Below are 21,709 nucleotides of genomic sequence, written 5' to 3' on the forward strand. Positions count from 1 at the left end.
CTTAGCGAGCGGTGTAGACGATCTCGACGCGACGGTTCTGCGCCCAGCAGCTCTCGGTCGACTCGGTGCAGACCGGACGCTCCTCGCCATAGCTCACGACCTCCAGCTGGCTGGCCGAACCGCCGGCCGCCTGCAGGGCGGAGTTGACGGCGTTGCCGCGGCGCTCGCCCAGGCCCTGGTTGTAGGCGCGGCTGCCGCGCTCGTCGGCATGGCCCTGCAGGGTGATGCGCGAGGACGGACGGTCACGCAGGTACTTGGCGTGGCAGGCGACGATGGCCTGGAACTCCGGCTTCAGGGCGTCCTGGTCGAAGTCGAAGTACACGACGCGCTGGCGCAGGCAGGCATCGGTATCCAGGTCTTCCGGACCATAACGGCCGTCGTCGGCGACCGGGGCGGTCGGGGCGGGAGTCGGCGCCGGTTCCGGAGCCGGCTGCTCCTTGACCTTCTTGGAGCAGCCCGCGAGGGCTGCAACGGACAGGAGGGAAACCAGCAGAACGCGGGTGGAACTGTTCATGATCATTTCCTTGTGATGCACAGTGGGTGGTGGTTGAGATAAGCGTGCAACGGGCGAATCTTACAACCGATTTTTAACGCGCGCTGCGGTAGGGCGACCACGCAGGTTCGCGCACGTCGCCGTCGGCCAGGACCAGGCGCTGGCGCACCCGGGCGTCGGCCGAAACTGCGTACAGCACTCCCCGGCCACCCTCGCGCGCGGCGTAGATCAGCATGCTGCCGTTGGGGGCGAAACTCGGAGACTCGTCCAGGGAGCCGGTGGAGATGGTGCTCCAGCGGGGCGCGCCCAGGCTGGAGTCCATCAGTGCGATGCGGTAGGTGTTGCCCGAGCCCTGGGCGACCGCGATCTTCTTGCCGTCCGGCGAGATGGTGGCGGTGGCGTTGTAGTTGCCCTGGAAGGTCACCCGGGTGGCGGCGCCGCCGCTGGACGGCACCTGGTAGATCTGCGGGCGGCCGCCGCGGTCGGAGGTGAAGTAGATGGTGGAACCGTCGGCGCTCCAGGTCGGCTCGGTATCGATGCCGAAGTGGTTGGTCAGCTGGGTCAGCTGCTTGCTGGCCAGGTCCATCACGTAGATCTCGGGATTGCCGCTGCGCGACAGCGACAGGGCCAGCTTGCGCCCGTCCGGCGAGAACGACGGCGCGCTGTTGATGCCGCGGAAGCTGGAGACCAGCTCGCGCGCACCGGTGGCGATGTCCTGGATGTAGATGGAGGAGTTGCCGCGCTCGAAGCTGACGTAGGCCAGCTTGCGCCCGTCCGGGCTCCACGCCGGCGACAGCAGCGGCTCGGCCGAGCGCACCACCACCTGCGGGTTCCAGCCGTCGGAGTCGGCCACCACCAGCGCGTAGCGCATCGCGCCGCCGGTGCCGCTGGCGGTGACGTAGGCGATGCGGGTCCAGAACGCGCCGCGCACGCCGAGGATCTTCTCGTAGATCGCGTCGGCCATCTGGTGGGCGACGTCGCGCATGGCGCTGGCGCGCGCGGTCATCGCCAGGCCCAGCAGGCGCTCGGAACGGGCCACGTCGAACAGCTCGTACTCGACGCGGTAGCCACCCTCGCCGGCGTCCAGCACGCGGCCGACCACCAGGTAGTCCTGCTTGAGCTGGCGCCAGGTGGGGTACTGGATCTCGCCGCCGCGGGTCGGGCGCTCGACCATCTGCTCCACCGGCAGGGTGCGGAACTGGCCCGAGCGCGCCAGGTCGTCGCGCACCACCTTGGCCACGTCGGTCTGCGGCGGGGTGCCGCCGCCCTCGTACGGCATCGGCACCACTGCGATCGGCAGCGCCGAGGCGTTGCCGCCGATGATGTCGATCTCCAGGCCCTGCTGCTGGGCGGTCGCCAGGCCCGGCACGACCAGGCAGACAAGCAGGAAGAACCAGCGCAGGGATGCTTTCATGGGCAGGGCTTGGACACTCTTGGGGGACGCTAGGGATACCAGCGGTGGCGTGAACATATTCGCAATCATGAACGAAAACCGCGTGAACACCCAGCCAACGGCCTGAACCGCCCGCGGCCGCCGCCGGCGGGCACGGCCCCGCGACCGGGGGCTTCCCTGGCTACGGAGCGCGGCGGCCGGCAAAGACCGCCATGGAAGGAAGAAGTTCCCACGTCCGCCTCAGCGGTCCCGGGCCTCGAAGTTCAGGATCAGGGTGCGCTGGAACACCGATTCGAAGCCGCGGTAGGGCAGCGGCTGGGCGCGCAGGACGGCCGCCTCCAGCGAGCGCTGGCCGGCCTCGTCGTAGGGGCAGCCGGGCTGCACCTTCACGTCGATCACCTCGCCACCGGGCAGCTGGCGGATCTGCACCCGGCAGCGCTGGCCCAGGGGCACGGTGTCCGGGCGGATCCACTGGTTGGTCACCGCCTGCTGGATCGCGGCGGCGTACTTGGCGGTCAGGTCCTCGCTGGTGCCGCCCTGCCCCGGCGAGCCCTGGCTGGCCTGGGCAGGCGCGGACTGGCGCTGCTGGACCTGCTGCAGCTGGCGCAGGCGCTGCTCGGCGCGCTCGGCCTCGCGCGCGGCCTGCTCGCGCTGGCGGCGGATCTCGGCCAGCTTCTTCTGGCGCTCGGCCTCCTCGGCCTGGGCGGCCAGGCGGCGCTGGTTCTCGGCTTCCTTCTGCCGCTGCTGTTCGGTCAGGTCGATCTGCTGCTGGCGGCGGCGCTCTTCCTGTTCCTTCTCGGCCTTTTCCTTGGCGATCGCGTCGCGGCGGGCCTCGTCCTGGTCGACGGTGTCCGGCTGCGGGATGAAGTCCTGGGCCTTCTGCTGCGGCTGCACCGTGGCGTCCTGCGGACGCGGCTCGGGCAGCGGCTGCGGCGGTGGCACGGTTTCCTCGGGCGCGGTCTCGGCCACCGGCTCCGGCAGCGGCTCCGGCTTGGGCGCTTCCTCGGCGCGGCGCTGGGCCGCGGCCAGGTCGGCCGGGCTCATCACCAGCGAGGCCTCGATCGCCGGGGAACCGGCCGCCGGCTCCACCTTGCGCTGTGGCGACCACCACCAGGCCAGCCAGAACAGCAGGGCCACGCCGATGTGCAGGGCAAGCGCCAGCAGCAGCGGGCCGGCAAGGCCGCTCTCGCGGTCTTCGGGGCGATGGTAGAAGGCGTCGGCGTGCATGCTCACCTGCGGGCGGCCTCAGCGACCGCCCGGCTGGCTCATCAGGCTCACCCGCGGCACGCCGGCGGCCTGCACCAGGACCATGGTGTCCATCACCTTCTGGTACTCCACCCCGCCCGGGGCGGCGACGAACACCGGCAAGTCCTTGTTCTGGGCCACGAACGCCGCCAGCCGCGCGCTCAGCTCGGTGGCGTCGATCGGCTGCGCCTTGCCGCCTTCCAGGGTCAGGAAGTAGCGGCCCTCGGCGTCCACGGTGACGATCACCGGGTCCTTCTTGCTGTCCACCGAGCGGGCGTTGGACTTGGGCAGGTCCACGTCCACGCTCAGGCTCAGCAGCGGGGCGGTGACCATGAAGATGATCAGCAGCACCAGCATCACGTCGATGTAGGGAACGACGTTGATCTCGGACTTGAGCTTGCGGCGCTTGTGCCGGGCGAATGTGCTCATGGCGTGCTCCCGTCGGGGCGGCGGCTCATTCGTCGCCGCCGGCCTGGCGCTGCAGGATCGAACTGAACTCGTCGGCGAAGCTCTCGTAGCGCTGCGACAGGCGCTCGACCCGGGTGGTGTAGCGGTTGTAGGCCCACACCGCGGGGATGGCCACGAACAGGCCGATGGCGGTGGCGAACAGCGCCTCGGAAATGCCCGGCGCCACCGAGGCGATGCCGACCTGCTGGCCCTGGCTGACCATGTCGTGCATGGTCACCATGATGCCGAACACGGTGCCGACCAGGCCCACGTACGGGGCGGTGGAGCCGATGTTGGCCAGCAGCTCCAGGTTGCGCTCCAGCTGGCCGACCTCGCGGGTGAAGGCCACGCGCATGGCGCGCTGCGCGCCCTCGAGCTGGGCGCGGCCGTCGTGGCGGCGCTTGTCGCGCAGGCGCGCGAACTCGCGGAAACCCGCCTCGAAGATCGCCTCCAGGCCCACGACCACGCGGTTGCGGTCGGTCGCCGCGGCGTACAGCTTGCCGAGGTCGGCGCCGGACCAGAACCGGTTCTCGAACTCGTCCGCTTCCTGGTCGGCGCGCTTGAACGCGCCCAGCTTGCGGAAAATGATCACCCAGCTGATCAGCGAACCGGCCAGCAGCAGCAGCACGATCAGCTTGACCGGCAGGCTCGCCCGCAGCATCAGGTCCAGGTAGTTGATGCCGCCATGGGCGGCGGTAGCCGCCGCCTCGGTGGCCGCCGCGGCCGCGTCCGGCGGCAGTGCCTCCACCACGGTGGCCAGCAGGGCCAGGCTCGATCCGATCATCCTTTGTTCCTCAATGGCTTCGTCTTGGTGCAATGCCAGCGGGGCGATGGCCCCGCCGCGAGCGATACGGTCAGCGCATCGGACCGGCCTGCAGCGTCCGGAGTTCCTCGTACAGCGCCGGGTCCATCGGGCAGGGCCGGAAATCGGCCGCGCGCAGGGACGCCACCTTGACCTCGGCCTCCAGCAGGGTCTCCTCCCCGCGCAGGATGCGCTGGGAGAACACCACGCTGGCGCGGCCGAGCCGGGACACTTCCGCGGTTACCTCGAGCAGGTCGTCCAGCCGCGCCGGGCGCAGGAAGTCCAGCCGCATCGAGTGGACCGCGAATACCAGTCCGGCCGCCTGCAGGGCGTGCTGGCCACGGCCCATGGCGCGCAACGCGTCGCTGCGCGCGCGCTCCAGGAAGGCCACGTAGCGGGCGTGGTAGACCACGCCACCGGCGTCGGTATCTTCCCAGTAAACCCGTATCGGAATGCTGAACATCGGCAGGGGAGGCAGCGTCCAAGCGCGAAAGCATGACGCTTCCGCGCCCCTTCGGCCAGCCCCTGCGTCACTGGCGCATCGCCATCGATCCGCACCACGGGCCCATCAGCCCGCCGCCCTGCCCGGCCAGCCGCCAGCACAAATCCCAGCCCGGCAAACCCGGCCGGAGCCATGCCCCAGCGCCCCTCTCGCCGGCATGGCAGGAGCCGCGGCGGGACGGACGGAGGGGGGCAGGCTGCCGGCGCCCCCACCGGCAGCCTGCCTGCCGCCTCCCTCCCCTGGAAAGCCATCCGCCGCCCGTCCCGCCGGGGACCTCACAGCCAGACACAGTCCCAGAAGGGGTAATCCATCAGTTCCGAGGCCAGCCCGGCCTGCAGCGGCGCCACCAGCAGGCGCCGCGCCACCGCCCGCGGGTCCTCGTCGGGCGCCAGCTCGCGCGCCTTGAAGCCCGGTTCCCACAGCGGCCCGGCACGGAACAGGGTCTTGTTGACCTGCGCTGTGCTGCAGGACTTCATCCGGCTGACCGCCTTCTCCATCGGCATCTGCTCGCCGCCCTGGACCAGCCAGGCCACCCGGTCCGGCAGCAGCACCCAGGCCAGCAGCCGGGCATCGCCCAGCGCCGCCGGGTCGCGGAAGGCGCGCACGGCCGTCCAGGCCACGTGGAAGTCGGCAAAGCAGGCGTATCGGCCACGGGTCACCACGGACACGTGGAAGACACCGCCTTGCAGCGGAACGTCGGGCCCCTCCTCCACCAGGATGCCGGGGCCGGGATTGGCGACTGGCATGTCCATGCGCCGAGATTGGCGCGCCGACAGGCCCGAAAAAAGCGGGAGAATCCGCGCCATCAAGTAGGAATCCGCCGATCATCGACTTTCGGATGAGGGCACGGCGGCGGCCGGCGCCGCGGACCGGCGACGCATGTCCGCGCCATCCGATCCGAGGGTGCCTGGCCGGACCGGTACGGCTGCGCGCGCAGTGACCGCGGCAGCCGGGCGGTGCCTCCGGTGGCCGGGCGCGATCTGCCGCGACCAAGGCAGCCGGCGCGGCCAGCCGCCGGCCACCGGCCTACGGTCGCCGCCGCACCACGGCGACAACCCGGGCCGGCCCGCACGGATGGCGGGGCGTCGGGTACTCAGTCCTTGGTGACGCGGTTGATCTCGGCCAGGCTGGTGATGCCCTGGCGGACCTTGAGCAGGGCCGACTGGCGCAGGTCGCGCACGCCGGCCTTCTGCGCCACCTCGGCGATCTGCATGGCGTTGCCGCCGGCCAGGACGATGGCCTGGATCTCCTCGCTCATCGGCATCACCTGGTAGATGCCGACGCGACCCTTGTAGCCCTCGGTGCACTCCTCGCAGCCCACCGGCTCGTACACGGTGAAGCCCTCGCGGATCTCCTCCGGGGTGAAGCCCTCGGCCAGCAGGGCGTGCTCGGGCAGGTCCACCGGGCGCTTGCACTTGGAGCACAGCCGGCGCGCCAGGCGCTGGGCGATCACCAGGGTCACCGACGAGGTGATGTTGTAGGGCGCGATGCCCATGTTCATCAGGCGCGCGATGGTCTGCGGCGCGTCGTTGGTGTGCAGGGTCGACAGCACCATGTGGCCGGTCTGCGCGGCCTTGATCGCGATCTCGGCGGTCTCCAGGTCGCGGATCTCGCCGACCATGATCACGTCCGGGTCCTGGCGCAGGAAGCTGCGCAGGGCCGCGGCGAAGGTCATGCCGCGCTTGTTGTTCTGCTGGACCTGGTTGACGCCGGGCAGGCGGATTTCGACCGGGTCCTCGGCGGTGGAGATGTTGCGGGTCTCGTCGTTGAGGATGCCCAGCGCGGTGTACAGCGACACCGTCTTGCCCGAGCCGGTCGGGCCGGTGACCAGGACCATGCCGTAGGGCTTGTGGATCGCGTCCAGGAACAGCTTCTGCTGCTCCGGCTCGTAGCCGAGCTTGTCGATGCCCAGCTTGGCCGCGCTGCCGTCGAGGATACGCAGCACCACCTTCTCGCCGAACAGGGTCGGCAGGGTGCTGACACGGAAGTCCACCTGCTTGGTCTTCGACAGGTTGAGCTTGATGCGGCCGTCCTGCGGCACGCGCTTCTCGGCGATGTCCAGCTGCGCCATGACCTTCAGGCGCGCGGCGATGCGCTGGTTGAGCTTGACCGGGGCCCGCGCCACGGTCTTGAGCAGGCCGTCGATGCGCAGGCGCACGCGGTAGTCGGTTTCGTAGGGCTCGAAGTGGATGTCCGAGGCGCCGCGGCGGATGGCGTCAACCAGGACCTTGTTGACGAACTTGACCACCGGCGTATCGTCGCCCTTGGCGTCGACACCCGATTCGCTGATCCCGTCCTCGTCGCCCGCGCCGACCTCGAGGTTCTCCAGGCCCTCGTCGTCCTCGCCCAGGCCGCTGTCCAGCTGGGCGCTGGCGTTCTGCCACTGCTCCAGGGTGCGGCGGATCTGGTCCTCGTCGACCAGGATCGGTTCGACCGCCAGGTTGGTATGGAACTGGATCTCGGCCAGCGCGCCGGTCTGGGTGGGGTTGCTGACGCCCACGAACAGCTTGCTGCCGCGCTTGAACAGCGGCAGCACGTGGTGCTTCTGCACCAGCTCATCGCTGACCAGCTTCATCGCGTTCTGCGACGGGTCGAAGGCAGAGGTATCGAGCAGCGGGATGCCGAACTCGATGGAGTTGGCGGCCGCCAGCTGGGCCGGGGTGACCAGCCTCTTCTCGGCAATGAACTGGGCCAGCGGCACCTTGGCCTCGGCGGCCTGGGCCATGGCGGCACGGGCGGCCGCCTCGTCCATGGCTCCGTCCTGGACCAGGCGACGGGCAATACCCGTGATACCGACAAGATTGGCGGACATCGCATTCATTATGAAGGTGGCTTTCCCCTTGGCCATGGAAAGAGTACTGCAAAACCCCGGCCGATCCGCCGGCGATCACCGCCGGACGACCGGACCCGGCGCGTTCCGTCCCTCCCCGACAGGCATTACGATAGCGCCGGGGATCCCGGGGAAACCAGCTTGAACAGCCTGAGCATCATCCTTCCGGCCAAGAACGAGGCCGAGGGCCTGCGCCGCACGCTTCCGGCCATCCGGGAGCTGTTCCCGCAGGCCGAGCTGATCGTGGTCGACGACGGCTCCACCGACGACACCGCGGCCATCGCCGCCAGCCATGGCGCCCGCGTGCTCGGCGCCCCCTATTCCATGGGCAATGGAGCCGCGGTCAAGCGCGGCGCACGCGCCGCGAGCGGCGAGATCCTGGTGTTCATGGACGCCGACGGCCAGCACGACCCCGCCTGCATCCCCCGCCTGCTGGACAAGCTGGCCGAGGGCTACGACATGGTGGTTGGCGCCCGCGACGGCAGCGGCCAGGCCAACCTGCACCGCGGCCTGGCCAACCGCTTCTACAACTGGCTGGCCACCCGCATGACCGGCCACCAGGTCATGGACCTGACCTCGGGCTTCCGCGCGGTACGGGCGGACAAGTTCCGCCAGTTCCTGCACCTGCTGCCCAACGGCTTCAGCTACCCGACCACCAGCACCATGGCCTTCTTCCGCAGCGCCTACCCGGTGGCCTACGTGCCGATCCCGGTGGCCAAGCGCGTCGGCAACGGCAGCCACATCCGCCCGGTCAAGGACGGCATCCGCTTCCTGCTGATCATCTTCAAGATCGCCACCCTGTACTCGCCGCTGAAGCTGTTCATCCCGGTATCCCTGTCCTTCTTCGCCACCGGCCTGGGCTACTACGCCTACACCTTCGCGACCCAGCACCGCTTCACCAACATGAGCACCCTGCTCTTCAGCGCGGCGGTAATCGTGTTCCTGATCGGCCTGATCTCCGAGCAGATCACCAACCTGACCTACCTGCGCGACAGCTGAGATGCACGACGAACTGGCCAATCGCCTGCGCCGCCGCCTCCAGGGTTACTCGGGGGGGCGCCCAGACATCCTGCGCCTAGTCACCAGCCCTCCGCAGCGGGTACTGGACATAGGTTGTGGCGCCGGCCTGCTGGGCCGCCAGTTGCACGAGCGGTTCCCATTCTGCACTACCGTGGGCGTAGAGCCGAATCTCGAACGGGCGGCCATCGCTGGCACGCACCACAACCAGGTCATCTGCGGCGACGTGGAGGATCCGTCGATCATGTCCCGGCTGGCCGTGCTGGCGCCGTTTGACCTGATCATTTGTGCCGACGTGCTGGAGCATATGGTGGCTCCGGAAAAAGTACTGGCAGCGCTAGCCGGCATGCTCACCGCCGGAGGCAGGCTGATTACCAGCGTGCCCAATGTCCGCCACCTGTCCACGCTGGTGGATCTGTACTTGCTCGGTCGCTGGCCGCAACGCGATCGTGGCATCCACGACCGCACCCACCTGCATTACTACGCCAAGCCAAACATCCTGGCGCTTGGCCGGTCTGCCGGACTGAGGCCCGTCCGCGAGGCACGCAATCTGCGCCTGTTCGAAGCGCACCCCTGGTCGATGGTGCCAGCACGCCTGCTGGACTTCTGGCCGCTGCGCGGCCTGTACACCTTCCAGTACCTGCATGTCTGGGAGCGCCGTGGCTGAGTCGCCTTCACGCACTTCGCGCTGGCCCAGAGTGCTGCTGGGTTATGTGCTTGCGCTTGCTGCCCTGGGCTTCGCTCTGCACACACTGGGGCTGGGGATCCGGCAACTGGCCGCCACACCGACAAGCGCATCGGTCGCCAGCGTGGCACTGGCCTGTTTCCTGCTGCTCGCGCATACCCTGGTCAACCGCGAGGCCTTCGTGCTGTTGGCCCGGGCCTGCGGCACGGGGATAGCAGACAGCCCGATGCGGCGTCTGTGGGCACGCAGCCTGCTGGGCAAATACGTGCCTGGCGGCGTCTGGCAACTGCTGGGGAGAGCCTGGCATATGCAGCAGCTTGGCTGTCCTGCCCGCAAGGCCTGGTATTGCAGCGTGATCGAGCAGGGAGCGTCATTGGCACTTTGTGTAGCCATTGCCCTGATCGGCTTGTGCCTGTTGGAAGACAAGCAGTTGGCGGCCGCCCTGCTTGCCACCGCCGCCGGCGTGGCCGCGTTTGCAATCCCATATCTGTTGCCCGCCCTGGCCGACCGGCGCCGCGCCTTCGTTGCCGGCATGGCCTACGCCGCGGCCATGCCGTTGTACTTGGCCGCCTACGCCTGTCTTGTGCAGATACCGCTACTGGAACTGGCAACCTGCCTGTTTGCAGGCACCAGTGCCGGCATGCTGGCCATAGTCGTCCCCAGCGGACTGGGAGTACGTGAAGCCGTAGCGAGCATGTTGAGCAGCTCGCATGGCGCCGATCTGCTGACCGCGATGCTGCTTGCCCGTCTGCTGACGCTCGGCATCGAAATCCTGTTCAGTACGGCCAGCTGGCTGCGGCACAACCGGCGCAGGGCTGCGGCATGAGCCACCGCCCTCGGATCACCGTCATCGGCGCCGCACTGGCAGGAAGTGGCTACCCGAACGCCCGCAACACCGTGCGCCTGCTGTCCAGCCTGCATGACATGGAAGTCCATGACCAAGCCTGCTGGCTCCCCCCGGATTTCCATCTATGGAAACTGGCGCGGGGAACGCTGATAGAGAAATTGCGTGGTGCCTGCTTGCTGGGCAGCTACAGTCTGCTCGGCCTTTGCCGACTGGCCCGCCATTGCCGCCGCGGCGAATGGGTCTACCTCCCCTACCCCAGCTTGCCGGTGCTGTGGTGCCTTTCTTGGCTGCCCGCAGCCTGGCGCCCGCGCTGCATCGCCGATGCCTACATCACCTTTTGGGACACGCTTTACCAAGATCGGCAGATCGGCCGGCAGGGTGGCCTGATCTCGCGCTTGCTGCTGCGTGCAGAATCCCGTGCATTACGTACGGCACATCGCATCGTCGTTGATACACGAGCCAATGCCGAACACATCAGCAAACTGTTCGGCGTAGATCGCCAACGGATCGCCGCTTTTCCGCTGGCATTGGATCAGGCCACGCTGCCGGACCCCGGCGCCTTGAAATCCGCCACAGCACCGCAGGCTGGCAAACCACTGCGCGTACTGTTCATTGGCACTTTTGTCCCGATGCAGGGAACCGAGGTCATTGCCCGCGCCATCAACCTGCTGCGGGACGACAAGGATATCGAATTCACCCTGATCGGAGATGGCCAGCAGGCCGACTCAGTAGCACCCTTGCTGTCCGACCATCCGCGCGTGACTTGGCTGCGTGGCTGGCAATCACCCGAGGTGCTTGCCAGGGCCCTGACCGAAGCGGATATCTGCCTGGGCGTATTTGGCGGAACCGGCAAGGCTGCCCGCGTACTGCCGTTCAAGCTGTACATGGCTTTGGCCGCAGGCAAGGCCGTCGTCACCCAGAGCGACTACAGCCTGCCAGATGACTGTGGTCCGCCGCCTGTACTGACCTGCCCAGCTGATCCGTCGGCACTGTCCGAGACCATTCGCCGGCTTGCCGGGGAACCGCGCCTGCGCATCCAGCTGATGAATCAGGCTCGCACGTACTTTACTGACCAGTTGTCATCCAGACGCCTCGTCAGCAACTGGAAATCGTTGCTTGGAATGGAAGCCGGAGCAGCGGGTTTGACCTGAGACGCGGCCGCATGGGCGGCGGGCAGGGACTTGTAGGCCTCGAACGCCTGCTCGAAGCGTGCCACCCGCGGCCCAGTCCCCAGCCAGCCGGAGCGCAGGACCGCCTCGACCTCATGGATTTCCTCTTCCCCGATATGCGGCGCACCGAAGATCAGTGGCGGGAGTTGCTGTGTCATGGGGATAGCAGACAAGGATCGATAGGCACTAGTGCATGATTGGATACAGAAACTCACGGGCTCGGGAGCAGGGGAGCAACCAAGGCATCAGGCAACCCTCCCGTAGCGCGGGCCTCATCCAGAGCTGCAAGCGCCAGATCTGCCCGCCCCTCCCTGGCAAGCACCCTCATGATCCTTTGCGCGTAGTCGATGTCACCCGCCTGCAGGCTCATCAGTAACGCATTGGCAAAGGCCTTCCGGGCCAAGTCCGATTCGTCGGTATACCTGAACAGGTAGTCTCCGAATTGTGCGTAGTTGTGCGGAGCCATTACCCCCCTGTCGAACAGAACGAGGAAGGCATCCGTCAGCCGCCTGTCATCCAAGGGAATACCCTTGTACCGATGCCCCAGGAGGTCGTAAAGAGCAGTGAGGGTCTCTGGCGAAAGCGGACGTGTCCGAAGTTTGCCGACCAGCCGATCCCATACCTCCTCGCTCCCCGGCAGGCCGTACTGAGCATGGAGCAGTAGTAGGGACTGGTCCGGAAGGATGTTGCTCGAGGGAAGGTTGGCCTCGTGCTCGAAAGTCTGCAAAGCCAGACTGAAGAACGGGGAGTCATGCGAGCCATCGGCCATCTCGTAGTACAGCACGCCAATATCATGCGCAGCCCGTGGCGATTGGGGGTTCATTGCAGCATGGGTGGTCGCGAGCAGGAGATGGTCCCCCCAGGTAGCGGACCGTATCCAGCACAGGAACACAAGCGCCATCATTACTGCGCCCAAGCCAGCAATCTTGAGGCCTGACCCATCCTGGACCGGCACCCTGCGCACGCCTTCGGCCACTACCAGGAGCAGCCCAAGCAGAGCGAAGTAGTTCCGGTGCTCGAACGCGAGTTCCAGTGCCACGACATTCGAGGTCATCGCATGGCCTGCGAAGAACCACAGCACGCCCAATGACGCCAAGGGCGCGCGGCGACGCCAGTACCAAGCCAAGCCAAGCAATCCTGACAGCAGCAGCCCACCCGCCAGCGTAGTCCAGGGCTGGAGCAGCGAAACGGATGGAGCGAAATCGTCGTAGTAGAAGGGCATACGCCCGGGCAAGGGGAACAGGATCTGGCCGATGTACATCGGCAGGATCCGCAGCTGGCTCAGCAGGCGCTGGACCACGTCGAAATCCCGGATGAAGTACGCATCCGGGTTCGCATACCTGGGAAGCACCACCGCCACGAACAGTATGGCGCCAAGCAGCGCCCCCACCCCGTAGCCCCATCGCCAGAAGCGCCGCTGCGCAGGCGTGGCACCATCAAAGCGGAGCAAGGTGAGCTCGAGCGCTAGGGTAAACAGCGGCAACAGCAGTGCGCTCTCCTTCGCGCCCAGAGCCAGCAGTAGCAGGGGCACGCAGGCCACCAGCCAGGGCCAACCCCGTCGTTCCTCGACCTGCAACCTGCGCCCACGGAGGTAAGCAAGCAGGGCCAGCGCGGTAAACGTCAGGCACAGGGTCTCCATCCGTTGCACCACGTACAGCACGGTGGACACCTGCAAAGGATGCACCGCCCAGGCTAGTGCCAGACCGCCAGCCGACAGCTGTAGGCCCTGACGTACCCCGGCCAGGGCCAGCAACTTCAGGCACAGCAGGTAAACCAGTAGGGCATTGGCCAGGTGGACCAGCAGCCCTCCCAACTTCCACCCCCATGGGTCCAATCCCCCCAGGGCATGATTGAGGGCAAAGCTGGCCATGGCCAGCTGCCTGCCCGTGCCGCCCGGATCGAAGCTGGTGGCTGCGCGCCAGAGCTGGCCCCAATCCAGGGCCGAGACATGAAGGCGCTGGTTGGTCACCAGCGCTGGGAAATCGTCGAATATGAAGGGTCCAGAGAGGCCAGGCCAGTACACCAGGGCGGCACATCCCAGCACCGCCAGGACGATGGCAACCTGCGGGCGGAACGGACGTACGCGCCCATCCAATGTTTTCCCCACCAGGATTCCCCTTGGGTTATGGCAATCAGCTGCAGCCAGCAGGATGCAGACTGGGAGAAATGGCGGGATCCACCTTGCACGCCCACTGGCCCGAAGCGATCCGTGACAGCTCGATCGTCTTGCCGACCACCTTGGGACTTCCCTTGAGCGTGCAACGGATGAAGCCGGTATCTCCGGGGCTCATGCTCAGGTTGCACCGCGGGGAACTGGTCGGTAGCCCGATGTCCGCAAGGTTAAACGTATTAATGTTATCCACCAGCACGTGGGCCTCGAAACTGCTCACGCCACCCCGGACCTCAGCCAGGCCCGCAGCCAGTTGACTCTTGGCAACGTAGTTCTGGTATGCCGGCAGCGCGATGGCCGCCAAGATCGCGATGATCGCCACGACGATCATCAGTTCGATCAGGGTAAAACCCGTATGCCCATTCCTTTGCATGCTCTTGCCCCCCAGCTGAGCATCTTAAAAGAAAGGGGCGTTGCCGCCCCTTTCCTGTCGTGCAATCCAACCAACAATTCGCCCGCTTAGGAGCCGGTGCAGCCGGTCGGGTTGTAGCTGGCCTTGTAGCCAGCAGCGTTGCCGCCGACACTGCAAGCCCACTGACCGGAGCTATTGCGGGTCAGGGTAATCGTCTTGCCGGTGACCTTCGGGTTGCCGCGAACCGTGCACGCGATGGCCTGCCCACTGGCGTCATTCCAGGCGCCGCTCGGAGTAATCGCGCTGCAGCGCGCGGTGCTACTAGCCAGACCCAGATCGGTGGCGGCCGGGGTCGTGGCACCATTCACGCCCGACTGGATGCCTTCCTCGTAGGCGGTCACGCCGCCGCGGATGTCGGCGAGGCCGGCGGTCATCTGCGACTTGGCGACGTAGTCCTGGTAGGCCGGCAGCGCGATGGCGGCCAGGATGGCGATGATCGCCACGACGATCATCAGTTCGATCAGGGTAAAGCCCTGCTGCTTCTTCATGTTGATTCCCCTAGAACGGTTGTTGGCGGGCGCGGAACCTCCCGTGCCCTTCAAGCGAGCCCGTGATCGACGACCACGTATCTGTCCCCACGCAGGTTACGTGCCAACTCCCCCACGCGACGCCCGCGGCGGCATCTTACCAATCTTGCGCGGCAAACACCGAGCCCTGGCCATCCCCAATGCGTGATCCGCACCACAAACCTGCTCCATGGCGCATTTGGCAAAAAGTGACGTTTCGCGTCACCTGAAGGTACGGTGCAGACGCCCCACCCCCTCGATCAGCGACTATCCGGCCCGGAGACCATCGGCGAGGGGGTGGCACAGGTCCTCCAGGAGGCCGCCCAGGCCAGCCGGCGGCGGGGTGCCTGCCGCCCCAATACCCGCTACCATGCCGGTTCGTGCCGGCATGGGGATGCCGGCTGGGGAGAACAAGCACATGTCCGCAACCCGTTCTGCCGTCAAGTCCGCGCCGGCGGCTCGCTCCACCAGTGAGCTCGCGCAGTTCGTCTGGGAGGGGACCGACAAGCGCGGCGTCAAGATGAAGGGCGAGCAGTCGGCCCGGAACGCCAACATGCTCCGCGCCGAGCTGCGCCGGCAGGGCATCACGCCCACCGTGGTCAAGCCCAAGTCCAAGCCGCTGTTCGGCTCGGCCGGCAAGGCCATCACCCCCAAGGACATCGCCTTCTTCAGCCGCCAGATGGCGACCATGATGAAATCCGGCGTGCCCATCGTCACCGCGCTGGAGATCATCGGCGGCGGCCAGAAGAACCCGCGGATGAAGAACATGGTCGGTGGCATCCGCGCCGACATCGAGGGCGGCTCCTCACTGTACGAGGCGATCAGCAAGCACCCGGTGCAGTTCGACGAGCTGTACCGCAACCTGGTCCGGGCCGGCGAAGGCGCCGGTGTGCTGGAGACGGTGCTCGACACCATCGCCAACTACAAGGAGAACATCGAGGCCCTGAAGGGCAAGATCAAGAAGGCGATGTTCTACCCGGCGATGACCATCGCCGTGGCCCTCATCGTCAGCGCCATCCTGCTGGTATTCGTGGTCCCGCAGTTCGAGGAGACCTTCAAGGGCTTTGGCGCCGACCTGCCTGCCTTCACCCAGCTGATCGTCAATGCCTCGCGCTTCATGGTCGCCTACTGGTGGGCCGTGCTGATCGCGGCCGTAGGCGCTATTGGCGCTTTCATCTACGCCTACAAGCGCTCGACCAGCTTCCAGCACTTCCTGGACCGGGTGGTGCTGAAGATCCCGGTCATTGGCGAGATCATGAACAACAGCGCCATCGCCCGCTTCGCCCGCACCACCGCGGTGACCTTCAAGGCCGGCGTGCCGCTGGTGGAGGCCCTGGACTCGGTCGCCGGCGCTACCGGCAGCTCGGTCTACGAGAAAGCCATCCTGCGCATCCGCGACGACGTGGCGGTGGGCTACCCGGTCAACCTGGCCATGAAGCAGACCAACCTGTTCCCGCACATGGTGGTGCAGATGGCGGCCATCGGCGAGGAGGCCGGCGCCCTGGACACCATGCTCTTCAAGGTGGCGGAGTATTATGAGCAGGAGGTCAACAACGCCGTCGACGCGTTGGCCAGCCTGATCGAACCGATGATCATGGTGGTGCTGGGCGTCCTGGTGGGCGGCATGGTCGTCGGCATGTACCTGCCCATCTTCAAGCTCGCTTCCACCATCTGACCAAGACACTCCATGGCGTTCCTCGACCAACAGCCCCTGCTGGGTTATCCGCTCGTTGCCGGCGTGGGGCTGGCGGTCGGCAGCTTCCTCAACGTGGTCATCCTGCGCCTGCCACGCCGGCTGGAGTGGGAGTGGAAGCGCGACGCCCGCGAGATCCTCGGCCAGCCGGAGATCTACGACCCGCCACCACCCGGGGTGGTGGTGGAACCCTCGCACGACCCGGTCACCGGCGACCGCCTCAAGTGGTGGGAGAACATCCCGGTCCTGAGCTACCTGCTGCTGCGCGGCCGCTCCCGCTACAGCGGCCAGCGCATCTCGCTGCAGTACCCGCTGGTGGAACTGCTCACCGGCGTGCTGACCGTGCTGTGCGCCTGGCGCTTCGGCTTCGGCTGGCAGGGCTTCGGCGCGATGCTGCTGACCTGGTTCCTGGTCGCGCTGTCGGGCATCGACCTGCGCACCCGCCTGCTGCCGGACCAGCTGACCCTGCCGCTGATGTGGCTGGGCCTGATCGCCAGCCTGGACAACCTCTACATGCCGGCCAAGCCCGCCCTGCTGGGCGCGATCGCCGGCTACGTGTCGCTGTGGAGCGTGTGGTGGCTGTTCAAGCAGCTCACCGGCAAGGAAGGCATGGGCCACGGCGACTTCAAGCTGCTGGCGGCGCTGGGCGCCTGGTGCGGCCTCAAGGGCATCCTGCCGATCATCCTGCTCTCCTCGGTGGTGGGCGCCATCGTCGGCAGCATCTGGCTGGCCTGGAAGGGCCGCGACCGCGCCACCCCGATCCCGTTCGGCCCCTACCTGGCCATCGCCGGCTGGATCTATTTCTTCTGGGGCGATGCGATGATGGGCGCCTACATGCGCCTGGCCGGGCTCGGCTGACCGGCGCCGGCCGCCTCCCGCGGCGGCCGCCCTCGCACCACCCGCCACGCACTTCCACATGAGCAACCTGATCATCGGCCTGACCGGGGGCGTGGCTTCCGGCAAGAGCGAGCTGACCCGGCGCTTCGAGGCGCTGGGCGTGCACGTGGCCGATGCCGACGTGGTCGCGCGCGAGGTGGTGGAACCGGGGCAGCCGGCCCTGGCGGCAATCGTGCGCGAGTTCGGGCCCGGCGTGCTGCAGCCCGATGGGCGCCTGGACCGGCGCCAGCTGCGCGAGCGGATCTTCGCCGACCCGGCCGCGCGGCGGACGCTGGAAGCCATCACCCACCCCGCCATCCGCGCGGCTTTGGAAACCCAGTGCCGCCGGGCCCCGAGCCCCTATGCCATTGCCGCGATCCCGCTGCTGGCCGAAGCCGGCGGCCGCGTTGGCTATCCCTGGCTGGACCGGATCCTGGTGGTGGACGCCCCGGAAGCCGTCCAGCACGCCCGCCTCATGCGCCGCGACGGCGTGGACGAAGCCCTGGCCGGGCGGATGATCGCCGCCCAGGCCTCACGCCAGGAACGGCTGGCGCTGGCCGACGACCTGGTGGTCAACGACGGCGAGCCCTCGCACCTGGACGCGATGGTGGCCGAGCTGCACGCCCGCTACAGCGCCCTGGCCGGGGCAGCCTCCCCCGACGGCAACGCCGACCCGCTCAGGCCGTAACCGGCTCCCACAGCGCGCGGATCGCCGCGATTCCCTGCGCGCCCTGGCGCCGCGCCGCCTCGACGTCGTCCGGCCCCAGGCCGCCGATCGCGTAGATCGGCAGGCCCACGTGCTGGCGCAGTCCGGCGAATCCCTCCCAGCCGATCGGCGAGGCATCCGGATGGGTGGCGGTGGCGCGCACCGGGCCAAGCACGGCGAAATCGCAGCCCAGCGCCTGGGCCGCCCTCAGTTCTTCCTGCGTATGGCAGGACGCGCCCACCGCCTGCCCCGCCGGCAGCGGCCGCTCGCCCAGCAGCCCCAGCTGCTCGCTGCCCAGGTGCACGCCGGTGCCCAGCTCCCGGGCCAGGGCCACGTCGCGGTTGAGCAGCAGCTCGGCGCCGCTGCGCCGGCAACGCTCCAGGGCCGCGCTGGCCAGCTCGCGCCAGGTCGCCGGTTCCAGGCCGGGGGCGCGCAGCTGGACCCGGGTGATCCCCGATTCCAGCGCCGCGTCCAGCGCCGCCAGCCACGCCGGCAGGTCGCCGCCCGGGGCGGGCGTGACCAGGTAAAGCTCCGGCTGGCGCAGCACGCCGACCACCGGCACGTCGGCCGAGGGCATGGAGTAGCGCGGCAGCCGTTCCGGCTCGACCCAGGTCATCGCCTGCCCTTCCCTGCCGCGCGGGGAACCTTTCCAGCGCGCGATCCGGAACACCTCCAGGCGCAGGTGCTTGCTCGGGTACTGCTGCGGCACCTCGATCAGGCGCTCGCCCACCTCGACCTCGATCCCAAGTTCCTCGACCAGTTCGCGCGCCAGGGCTTCCTGCGAAGTCTCGCCGGGCTCGCGCTTGCCGCCGGGGAATTCCCACAGGCCGGCCAGGTCGCTGTCCTTGCCGCGCTGGGTGAGCAGGATGCGGCCGCGGACGTCGGTGATGACGCCGGCCACGACGTGGATCGATCGCAACGGTGCTTCCATGGCCGAAGCTTAACCGGGACGGGGCGGGCTCCGATATCGCACGCCGCCCCCGGCGGAGGGCAAACGCGTGGCGCCGGTAACAGTTCCGGCACTCCGTGCCCGGGGCCGTGGCCGCCTGGCGCCACCCGGCCCGGAAACGCGAACGCCCCCTTGCGGGGGCGTCCGGGTTCCGGCGCGGAGGCCGGGATGCCTGCCCGGGCTCAGCCCAGCTGGCCGTGGCAGTGCTTGTACTTCTTGCCGCTGCCGCAGGGGCAGGGATCGTTGCGGCCGACCTTCGGCTCCTCGCGCACGACGGTGCCGCCGGCCTGGGCGCCGGCGAGCGCCGCGACCTCGTCCTCGGTGCCGTAGCCCTCCTCCCGGGCGTGCTGGAACTGGGCCTGGCGCAGCGCGGCCTCGGCCTGGGCGCGTTCCTGGGCCTCCAGCGCGGCGACCTCCTCCTCGCTGCGGATCCGCACCCGCGCCAGCAGGCTGATCACCTGGCGCTTGACGTTGTCCAGCATCTCCGAGAACAGCTCGAAGGCCTCGCGCTTGTACTCCTGCTTGGGCTGCTTCTGCGCGTAGCCGCGCAGGTGGATGCCCTGGCGCAGGTAGTCCATGCGCGCCAGGTGCTCCTTCCAGCCCTGGTCGAGCACGGTCAGCATGATGTGCTTCTCCAGCGCGCGCATGGTCTCGCTGCCCAGCTGGCGTTCCTTCTCCTCGAACAGGGCGGCCACCGCCTGTTGCACGTGGCGCTCGATCGCCTCGGCGTCCAGCTCCTCGCTGGACCTGGCCAGGCCCTGCAGGTCCATGCGCAGGCCCAGTTCGCCCTCCAGCGCGGCCTCCAGGCCGGGCAGGTCCCACTGCTCGTCCACCGACTCCGGCGGCACGAAGCGGGTCACCAGCTCGTTGACCACGTCGCCGAGGATGCCGTCGATGTTCTCCTTGACCGAGTCGGCCTCCAGCAGCTCGTCGCGCTGGGCGTAGATGACCTTGCGCTGGTCGTTGTTGACGTCGTCGAAGTCCAGCAGGTTCTTGCGGATGTCGAAGTTGTGGGCCTCGACCTTGCGCTGCGCCTTCTCGATCTGGCGGGTGACCAGGCGGTCCTCGATGACGTCGTCTTCCTTCATGCCCATCATGCGCATCGCCTTCTGCACCCAGTCGGAGGCGAAGATGCGCATGAGGTTGTCTTCCAGCGACAGGTAGAAGCGGGACGAACCCGGGTCGCCCTGGCGGCCGGAGCGGCCGCGCAGCTGGTTGTCGATGCGGCGGCTCTCGTGCCGCTCGGTGCCGATGATGTGCAGGCCGCCGGCGGCCTTGACCTGCTCGTGGCGCTTGCGCCAGTCGGTGCGGACCTTCTCCTTCTCTTCCTCGGACGCGTCCTCGCCCAGCGCCGCCAGTTCGGCTTCCAGCGAGCCGCCGAGCACGATGTCGGTGCCGCGGCCGGCCATGTTGGTGGCGATGGTCACCGCGCCGGGGCGGCCGGCGTGGGCCACGATCTGCGCCTCGCGCTCGTGCTGCTTGGCGTTGAGCACCTCGTGCGGGACGCCGGCCTTGCGCAGGTACTCCGAGAGCATCTCGGAGGTCTCGATCGAGGTGGTGCCAACCAGCACCGGCTGGCCGCGCTTGTGGCAGTCCTGGATGTCGGCCAGCACCGCGCGGAACTTGCCCTGGCGGTTGAGGAACACCTGGTCCGGGTGGTCGACGCGCTGCACCGGGCGGTGGGTCGGGATCACCACCACCTCCAGGCCGTAGATGCTCTGGAACTCGTAGGCCTCGGTGTCCGCCGTGCCGGTCATGCCGGACAGCTTGTTGTACATGCGGAACAGGTTCTGGAAGGTGATGCTGGCCAGCGTCTGGTTCTCGCGCTGGACCGGCACCCCTTCCTTGGCCTCGACCGCCTGGTGCAGGCCGTCGGACCAGCGGCGCCCCGGCAGGGTGCGGCCGGTGAACTCGTCGACGATCACCACCTCGCCGTCGCGCACGATGTAGTCCACGTCGCGCTGGAACAGCGCGTGCGCGCGCAGGGCGGCGTTGAGGTGGTGGACCACGGAGAGGTTGTTGGCGCCGTACAGGCTGTCGCCCTCGGCGATGATCCCGGCGCGGCGCAGCAGCTCCTCGGCGTGCTCCATGCCCGCCTCGGACAGGTGCACCTGCTTGCCCTTCTCGTCGACCCAGTAGTCGCCCTCGGCGTCCTCGGTCTCCTGGCGCTTGAGCTGGGGCACGATGCGGTTGACCCGGATGTACAGCTCCGGCGACTCGTCGGCCGGGCCGGAGATGATCAGCGGGGTGCGCGCCTCGTCGATCAGGATCGAGTCGACCTCGTCGACGATGGCGTAGTGCAGGCCGCGCTGGAAGCGGTCTTGCTTCGACAGCGCCATGTTGTCGCGCAGGTAGTCGAAGCCGAACTCGTTGTTGGTGCCGTAGGTGATGTCGGCGGCGTAGGCGGCCTTCTTGTCAGAATGCGGCATGCCCGGGTAGACCACGCCGACCGACAGGCCCAGCCAGTTGTACAGGCGGCCCATCCAGGCCGCGTCGCGGCGGGCCAGGTAGTCGTTGACGGTGACCACGTGCACGCCCTTGCCTTCCAGGGCGTTGAGGTAGACCGGCAGGGTCGCCACCAGGGTCTTGCCCTCGCCGGTGCGCATCTCGGCGATCTTGCCCATGTGCAGGACCATGCCGCCGATCATCTGCACGTCGTAGTGGCGCATGCCCAGCACGCGGGAGCTGGCCTCGCGGCAGACGGCGAACGCCTCCGGCAGGATCTTGTCCAGCGGCTCGCCGTTGGCGATGCGCTGCTGGAACTCCGGGGTCTTGGCCTTCAGCTGATCGTCGGAGAGCTTCTGCATCTCCGGCTCCAGGGCGTTGATCCTGGCGACGATACGGTCCAGCTGGCGCAGGAGCCGCTCGTTACGGCTGCCGAAGACACGGGTGAGCAGTTTGTTGATCATCGAAAAGGCCAATTGGGAATGAACGCCGCGGGCGCCGGGGGCGCCGTGGCGCCGGAGC

General features: G+C 68.0%; 21 protein-coding genes. 7 read left to right on the top strand and 14 right to left on the bottom strand.

All coding sequences use genetic code 11. The features are described 5' to 3' along the window. Window position 1: 1 nt before the first annotated feature. The 8 genes from pal to pilB all read right to left on the bottom strand — a co-directional run bounded on the left by pal (window position 2) and on the right by pilB (window position 7,703). The gene (gene pal / locus PSEJ31_RS0115045; RefSeq protein WP_026010651.1) at window positions 2-514 is read right to left on the bottom strand and encodes a peptidoglycan-associated lipoprotein Pal; all 513 of its coding nucleotides are present in this window, start codon (window positions 512-514) and stop codon (window positions 2-4) included. A gap of 73 nt (window positions 515-587) precedes the next feature. Then, entirely contained in the window at window positions 588-1,907 is a 1,320-nt protein-coding gene (gene tolB / locus PSEJ31_RS0115050; RefSeq protein WP_019399253.1) for a Tol-Pal system beta propeller repeat protein TolB, read from the bottom strand. Window positions 1,908-2,126: 219 nt separating this feature from the next. Further along, entirely contained in the window at window positions 2,127-3,113 is a 987-nt protein-coding gene (tolA, locus tag PSEJ31_RS0115055) for a cell envelope integrity protein TolA (RefSeq protein WP_019399254.1), read from the bottom strand. An 18-nt stretch (window positions 3,114-3,131) separates the two neighbouring features. Further along, window positions 3,132-3,560: a protein TolR gene (gene tolR / locus PSEJ31_RS0115060; RefSeq protein WP_019399255.1), complete on the bottom strand. Its 429-nt coding sequence runs from the start codon at window positions 3,558-3,560 to the stop codon at window positions 3,132-3,134. Between the two features lie 25 nt (window positions 3,561-3,585). Further along, window positions 3,586-4,362 (bottom strand): protein TolQ, encoded by a 777-nt coding sequence (tolQ, locus tag PSEJ31_RS0115065; RefSeq protein ID WP_028915928.1) that lies wholly within the window; start codon window positions 4,360-4,362, stop codon window positions 3,586-3,588. Window positions 4,363-4,432: 70 nt separating this feature from the next. Further along, window positions 4,433-4,843, bottom strand: coding sequence for a tol-pal system-associated acyl-CoA thioesterase (gene ybgC / locus PSEJ31_RS0115070; protein WP_019399257.1), 411 nt, complete (start codon window positions 4,841-4,843; stop codon window positions 4,433-4,435). 314 nt (window positions 4,844-5,157) lie between these two features. Then, the gene (locus PSEJ31_RS0115075; RefSeq protein WP_028915929.1) at window positions 5,158-5,634 is read right to left on the bottom strand and encodes a transposase; all 477 of its coding nucleotides are present in this window, start codon (window positions 5,632-5,634) and stop codon (window positions 5,158-5,160) included. A 341-nt stretch (window positions 5,635-5,975) separates the two neighbouring features. Beyond that, the gene (gene pilB, locus PSEJ31_RS0115080) at window positions 5,976-7,703 is read right to left on the bottom strand and encodes a type IV-A pilus assembly ATPase PilB (RefSeq protein ID WP_028915930.1); all 1,728 of its coding nucleotides are present in this window, start codon (window positions 7,701-7,703) and stop codon (window positions 5,976-5,978) included. Window positions 7,704-7,853: 150 nt separating this feature from the next. On the opposite strand from pilB, the gene PSEJ31_RS0115085 reads away from it, so the two are divergent. From PSEJ31_RS0115085 to PSEJ31_RS16790, 4 genes are read left to right on the top strand one after another with little or no spacing between them, the layout of a single operon-like run. Then, window positions 7,854-8,711 carry a glycosyltransferase family 2 protein gene (locus PSEJ31_RS0115085; protein ID WP_028915931.1) on the top strand — a complete coding sequence of 286 codons (858 nt, stop codon included), beginning with the start codon at window positions 7,854-7,856 and terminating at the stop codon, window positions 8,709-8,711. Between the two features lies 1 nt (window position 8,712). Beyond that, window positions 8,713-9,396 carry a methyltransferase domain-containing protein gene (locus PSEJ31_RS0115090; RefSeq protein WP_028915932.1) on the top strand — a complete coding sequence of 228 codons (684 nt, stop codon included), beginning with the start codon at window positions 8,713-8,715 and terminating at the stop codon, window positions 9,394-9,396. 31 nt (window positions 9,397-9,427) lie between these two features. Then, window positions 9,428-10,240: a hypothetical protein gene (locus PSEJ31_RS0115095; RefSeq protein WP_028915933.1), complete on the top strand. Its 813-nt coding sequence runs from the start codon at window positions 9,428-9,430 to the stop codon at window positions 10,238-10,240. After that, window positions 10,237-11,412, top strand: coding sequence for a glycosyltransferase (locus PSEJ31_RS16790; protein ID WP_084220891.1), 1,176 nt, complete (start codon window positions 10,237-10,239; stop codon window positions 11,410-11,412). The genes PSEJ31_RS0115095 and PSEJ31_RS16790 overlap by 4 nt, the downstream gene beginning before the upstream one ends. Here PSEJ31_RS16790 and PSEJ31_RS0115100 read toward each other — a convergent pair. The 4 genes from PSEJ31_RS0115100 to PSEJ31_RS0115115 form a co-directional block, all read right to left on the bottom strand. Next, window positions 11,310-11,588 (bottom strand): DegT/DnrJ/EryC1/StrS family aminotransferase, encoded by a 279-nt coding sequence (locus PSEJ31_RS0115100; protein WP_028915934.1) that lies wholly within the window; start codon window positions 11,586-11,588, stop codon window positions 11,310-11,312. The genes PSEJ31_RS16790 and PSEJ31_RS0115100 overlap by 103 nt on opposite strands. 53 nt (window positions 11,589-11,641) lie before the next feature. Beyond that, complete coding sequence (locus PSEJ31_RS16230; RefSeq protein ID WP_232211039.1) at window positions 11,642-13,537, bottom strand: hypothetical protein; 1,896 nt, start codon at window positions 13,535-13,537, stop codon at window positions 11,642-11,644. Between the two features lie 25 nt (window positions 13,538-13,562). After that, complete coding sequence (locus PSEJ31_RS0115110; protein WP_037035357.1) at window positions 13,563-13,973, bottom strand: pilin; 411 nt, start codon at window positions 13,971-13,973, stop codon at window positions 13,563-13,565. Window positions 13,974-14,059: 86 nt separating this feature from the next. Beyond that, window positions 14,060-14,500, bottom strand: coding sequence for a pilin (locus PSEJ31_RS0115115; protein ID WP_028915936.1), 441 nt, complete (start codon window positions 14,498-14,500; stop codon window positions 14,060-14,062). 436 nt (window positions 14,501-14,936) lie between these two features. Between PSEJ31_RS0115115 and PSEJ31_RS0115120 the strand changes: the two genes are divergently transcribed. The 3 genes from PSEJ31_RS0115120 to coaE are packed head-to-tail and all read left to right on the top strand — an operon-like array spanning window position 14,937 to window position 17,775. Further along, entirely contained in the window at window positions 14,937-16,193 is a 1,257-nt protein-coding gene (locus PSEJ31_RS0115120) for a type II secretion system F family protein (protein WP_028915937.1), read from the top strand. Window positions 16,194-16,205: 12 nt separating this feature from the next. Beyond that, complete coding sequence (locus PSEJ31_RS0115125; RefSeq protein ID WP_028915938.1) at window positions 16,206-17,069, top strand: A24 family peptidase; 864 nt, start codon at window positions 16,206-16,208, stop codon at window positions 17,067-17,069. A gap of 58 nt (window positions 17,070-17,127) precedes the next feature. Continuing rightward, complete coding sequence (gene coaE, locus PSEJ31_RS0115130; protein WP_028915939.1) at window positions 17,128-17,775, top strand: dephospho-CoA kinase; 648 nt, start codon at window positions 17,128-17,130, stop codon at window positions 17,773-17,775. Here the strand turns inward: coaE and PSEJ31_RS0115135 are convergent. Beyond that, window positions 17,765-18,724 carry a Nudix family hydrolase gene (locus tag PSEJ31_RS0115135; protein WP_028915940.1) on the bottom strand — a complete coding sequence of 320 codons (960 nt, stop codon included), beginning with the start codon at window positions 18,722-18,724 and terminating at the stop codon, window positions 17,765-17,767. The genes coaE and PSEJ31_RS0115135 overlap by 11 nt on opposite strands. A 200-nt stretch (window positions 18,725-18,924) precedes the next feature. Next, window positions 18,925-21,651: a preprotein translocase subunit SecA gene (gene secA, locus PSEJ31_RS0115140; protein ID WP_028915941.1), complete on the bottom strand. Its 2,727-nt coding sequence runs from the start codon at window positions 21,649-21,651 to the stop codon at window positions 18,925-18,927. Window positions 21,652-21,709: the final 58 nt, after the last annotated feature.

This window comes from Pseudoxanthomonas sp. J31, from assembly GCF_000510725.1.
Lineage (GTDB): Bacteria > Pseudomonadota > Gammaproteobacteria > Xanthomonadales > Xanthomonadaceae > Pseudoxanthomonas.

Coding starts and splice junctions, on each gene's coding strand:
- PSEJ31_RS0115075 (WP_028915929.1), bottom strand. CDS start 5,634: ATGGACATGCCAGTCGCCAATCCCGGCCCCGGCATCCTGGTGGAGGAG.
- tolB (WP_019399253.1), bottom strand. CDS start 1,907: ATGAAAGCATCCCTGCGCTGGTTCTTCCTGCTTGTCTGCCTGGTCGTG.
- PSEJ31_RS0115120 (WP_028915937.1), top strand. CDS start 14,937: ATGTCCGCAACCCGTTCTGCCGTCAAGTCCGCGCCGGCGGCTCGCTCC.
- PSEJ31_RS0115100 (WP_028915934.1), bottom strand. CDS start 11,588: ATGACACAGCAACTCCCGCCACTGATCTTCGGTGCGCCGCATATCGGG.
- coaE (WP_028915939.1), top strand. CDS start 17,128: ATGAGCAACCTGATCATCGGCCTGACCGGGGGCGTGGCTTCCGGCAAG.
- tolR (WP_019399255.1), bottom strand. CDS start 3,560: ATGAGCACATTCGCCCGGCACAAGCGCCGCAAGCTCAAGTCCGAGATC.
- tolQ (WP_028915928.1), bottom strand. CDS start 4,362: ATGATCGGATCGAGCCTGGCCCTGCTGGCCACCGTGGTGGAGGCACTG.
- PSEJ31_RS0115135 (WP_028915940.1), bottom strand. CDS start 18,724: ATGGAAGCACCGTTGCGATCGATCCACGTCGTGGCCGGCGTCATCACC.
- ybgC (WP_019399257.1), bottom strand. CDS start 4,843: ATGTTCAGCATTCCGATACGGGTTTACTGGGAAGATACCGACGCCGGT.
- pal (WP_026010651.1), bottom strand. CDS start 514: ATGAACAGTTCCACCCGCGTTCTGCTGGTTTCCCTCCTGTCCGTTGCA.
- pilB (WP_028915930.1), bottom strand. CDS start 7,703: ATGAATGCGATGTCCGCCAATCTTGTCGGTATCACGGGTATTGCCCGT.
- PSEJ31_RS16790 (WP_084220891.1), top strand. CDS start 10,237: ATGAGCCACCGCCCTCGGATCACCGTCATCGGCGCCGCACTGGCAGGA.
- PSEJ31_RS0115125 (WP_028915938.1), top strand. CDS start 16,206: ATGGCGTTCCTCGACCAACAGCCCCTGCTGGGTTATCCGCTCGTTGCC.
- secA (WP_028915941.1), bottom strand. CDS start 21,651: ATGATCAACAAACTGCTCACCCGTGTCTTCGGCAGCCGTAACGAGCGG.
- tolA (WP_019399254.1), bottom strand. CDS start 3,113: ATGCACGCCGACGCCTTCTACCATCGCCCCGAAGACCGCGAGAGCGGC.
- PSEJ31_RS0115110 (WP_037035357.1), bottom strand. CDS start 13,973: ATGCAAAGGAATGGGCATACGGGTTTTACCCTGATCGAACTGATGATC.
- PSEJ31_RS0115090 (WP_028915932.1), top strand. CDS start 8,713: ATGCACGACGAACTGGCCAATCGCCTGCGCCGCCGCCTCCAGGGTTAC.
- PSEJ31_RS0115115 (WP_028915936.1), bottom strand. CDS start 14,500: ATGAAGAAGCAGCAGGGCTTTACCCTGATCGAACTGATGATCGTCGTG.